The organism is Natronomonas sp., assembly GCF_036625485.1.
Taxonomy (GTDB): domain Archaea; phylum Halobacteriota; class Halobacteria; order Halobacteriales; family Haloarculaceae; genus Natronomonas.
The window spans coordinates 1-3,201 of the sequence record NZ_JAZKTR010000219.1 but is presented as its reverse complement, the minus strand read 5'-3'; the positions used below and the strand labels follow the sequence as shown (position 1 = coordinate 3,201).

2 protein-coding genes and 1 pseudogene are annotated in these 3,201 nt (G+C 65.7%); 1 reads left to right on the top strand and 2 read right to left on the bottom strand.

Annotated features, from left to right (window positions below; translation table 11 throughout):
* A partial coding sequence (locus tag V5A53_RS14105; RefSeq protein WP_332314249.1) for a carotenoid oxygenase family protein occupies positions 1-1,347 on the top strand: 1,347 nt, incomplete at its 5' end.
* Positions 1,348-1,427: 80 nt separating this feature from the next.
* Here V5A53_RS14105 and V5A53_RS14100 read toward each other — a convergent pair.
* A pseudogene (locus tag V5A53_RS14100) lies at positions 1,428-1,601 on the bottom strand (transposase); the annotation flags it as partial.
* A 238-nt stretch (positions 1,602-1,839) separates the two neighbouring features.
* A partial coding sequence (locus V5A53_RS14095; protein WP_332314248.1) for a phytoene desaturase family protein occupies positions 1,840-3,201 on the bottom strand: 1,362 nt, incomplete at its 5' end.

Sequence of the window (3,201 nt, the reverse complement as noted above, 5' to 3'; positions counted from 1 at the left end):
GTCGACCACTGGTTCGACGGCCTGGCGATGTGTTATCGGTTTACGTTCGACCCCGGGAACCGGGCGGATAGCTCCGTCGGCGGGGCGGCCGATGCGGTCCACTACCGGAATCGGTTCCTCGAGACGGACGCCTACGAGCGGGCACGCGCAGGGGAATTTACCGGTGGCTTCGCCACCGGCGAGACGACACTCCGGGAACGGCTCGCAGGTATCCTTACAGAACCGTACGACAACACCAACATCATCGTCGAACGAGTCGGGGACCGCTACCTCGCGCTGACCGAATCACCGCGGGCCGTCGTCGTCGACCACAACACACTCGGCGTCGAGGGGCACGTCCAGTACGACGGACCCGAACCTGCGGGCCAGCTCGCGTGTGCACACCTGAAACGCGACCCCGCGACGGGAACGCTGTTCAACGTCGAAACGGCGTTCGGCCGCACCAGTACCTATCACGTCCATGCTATCCTCGACGACGGCGGTCGCAGACACGTCGGCAGCGTCGAGACGGACGCCCCCGCGTACATGCACAGTTTCGCGCTGACGCCGCGCTACGTCGTCCTCACGGAGTTCCCGCTCCGGGTCGACCCGCTGACCTTCTTCAAACCCGGGCGACAGGGGGCGTTCATCGAACAGTTCGAGTGGCAGCCCGACCGGGGGACGCGGGTGGCCGTTCTCGACCGGGCCAGCGGCGAGGTGGTCGCCGAACCCGTGACGGACGCCCTGTTCGGATTCCACCACGTCAACGCCTTCGAGCGCGACGGCGGGAGGGAACTGGTCTTCGACCTCGAAACGATCCCGGACGCGACGGCGATCAGCGAACTCTCCCTGGAGACGCTCCGGGACGGGAACCTCGACGCCATCGCCGGCCGCCTCGAACGGTTCACCGTCAACCTCGGTGGCGTGACGGGGTCCGGCCGGTACGGGGCGGACGACGCGACTGTCCACCGAGAGATGCTGTACGACGACGGCACCGCGCTGCCGACCGTCTCGCCGGCACGTTGGTGTCGGCCACACCGCTACGTCTACGCGATGAGTATGGACCAGCCGACGACCGAATGGGCGACTGGCCTACTAAAGCTAGACACGCAGACGGGCGAGGTGGTCGAGTTCGCGGTCGGTGGCGACTACTTCGGCGAGCCCGTCTTCGTCCCCCGGGCAGACGGACCGGAGGACGCGGGCGTCGTGCTCACGGTCTCGCTGGACGTCGATGCCGGTCGCTCTCGACTGCTCGTCCTCGACGGCGAGCGCTTCGACGAACGGGCGCGAGTCGACCTGCCACACGCCGCCCCGTTCGACTTCCACGGCCGATACTTCCCGGAACTCCGGGCGCGTCCGGCGGATTGAACCGGAGACGGCCCGGTCCCGTTTCCGCAGTCCCCATCTCGTGGGTCGAATGTCGTATCAGAACCCGCGATCAGTTCGCAGTCGGGCACGACCTCGGACTCGGCCGGTTCGAGGTCGTTGTCCTCACAGATTTCCGCGAAGATGGTTTCGAGACGTCCCTCCGTCTTTCCCGTCAGGTGCGAACGCCGATATTTCGGCACGAACACGATATCGTAGTAGACTTCGTAATTCACGTGACTGGTACTCTTCACCATCTATACATACTATCCCAGTCGGACGGGTTAAAAATCGCGTCGGAACCCCGTCTATGCCATCGTCGACGGTTGAATACTGTTAGTCGGCCTCATCCCCGCCTTGATGGGCGAGGCGTTCGCCTCGATTTTTCCGTAATAGGCCCCCGACGGATAGGTCCAGAAGCCATCCGCCACCGCACTTGCCCGGCCAGGTACAGCCAGAACCGCGGGCGGGAGCGGACCAGGAGGGTGCGGAGGCTCATGCGAGTACTTCGGTGGCGTCCGCGACGACCGCCTCGGCAGTGTGCTGCCCGCTGATCAGACACATGGGCACGCCGATGCCTGGCGTCGTGAAGGCACCAGTAAAGTACAGCCCGTCGAGGGCCGACGACCGGTGTCCGGGGCGCAACGGTCCGGTCTGGCGCAGCGTGTGGGCGAGGCCGAGCGCCGTGCCCTCGCGGGCGTTGTAGCGACTGGAAAAATCGGAGACGCTGAACGTCTCCTCGACGAGGATCCGGTCCCGGAGGTCGACGCCGGTGTTGACTGCGACGTCCGCGAGTAACTGGTCCCGGTACGCCTCGCGGGTCGCCTCGTCGTCCCCGAGACCGGGGGCGATGGGCACGAGCGCGAAGAGCGTACTGCACCCCTCCGGGGCGACGTCGTCGTCCGTCTTCGAGGGCGCACAGAGGTAATAGGCCGGGTCCTCCGGCCAGGCCGGGGAGTCGAATATCGATTCGAAGTGGGGCTCCCAGTCGGTCGGCAACACCAGGGTGTGGTGGGCGAGTTCTTCGACGTCGCCGGACACGCCGAGATACAACAGGAACGCCGAGGGGGCATAGGTCCGGTCGTCCCAGTACGCTTCGTCCTGCTGACGGTCCTCGGGTGCGAGGAGCGACTGCTCGGTGTGAGCGTAGTCCGCATCGCTGACGACGAGGTCGGCCTCGACTGGGCCGTCTGCGGTTTCCAGCCGAAAGGCTCCCCGATGCCCGGTGATGGCTGTGACCTCGGCACCGGTGCGGTACTCGACGCCGAGTTCATCGCCCAGGTCGACCACGCCGTCGACGACCGAGGCGAGACCGCCCTCGGGGTAGTGGACGCCGAGGTTGAAGTCGACGTGGCTCATCAGGTTGTAGAGGGCCGGCGTGTTGGTCGGGGACCCGCCGAGGAACACCAGCGAGTACTGGACGACCTGGCGTAGCTTTGCGTCGTCGAAGTACTTCGCGACGTGGTCGCTCATCGAGCCGAAAAGTCCCAACCCGCGAGCGTTCTTGACGACGTCCCAGTCGAGGTAGTCTTGAAACCGCGGCCGGTCCGTGTAGACGAACTGTTCCATGCCGACGTTGTAGGTCTCCCGGGAGCGCTCGAGGTACCGTTCGAGCGCCTCGCCTGCCCCGGTTTCGTACGTCTCGAAGGCGGCCTTCGTGGCCTCGAGGTCTCCCGTCACGTCGAGCCGATCGCCGTCTTTCCAGTAGATGCGGTAGTGAGGGTCGAGGTGTTCGAGCGTGTAGTAGTCGGCCGGCGATCGGTCGAAGTGGGCGAAGAAGCGCTCGAAGACGTCCGGCATGAGGTACCAGGACGGGCCCATGTCGAACTTGAAGCCCGCCCGCTCGAGAACGCTAGC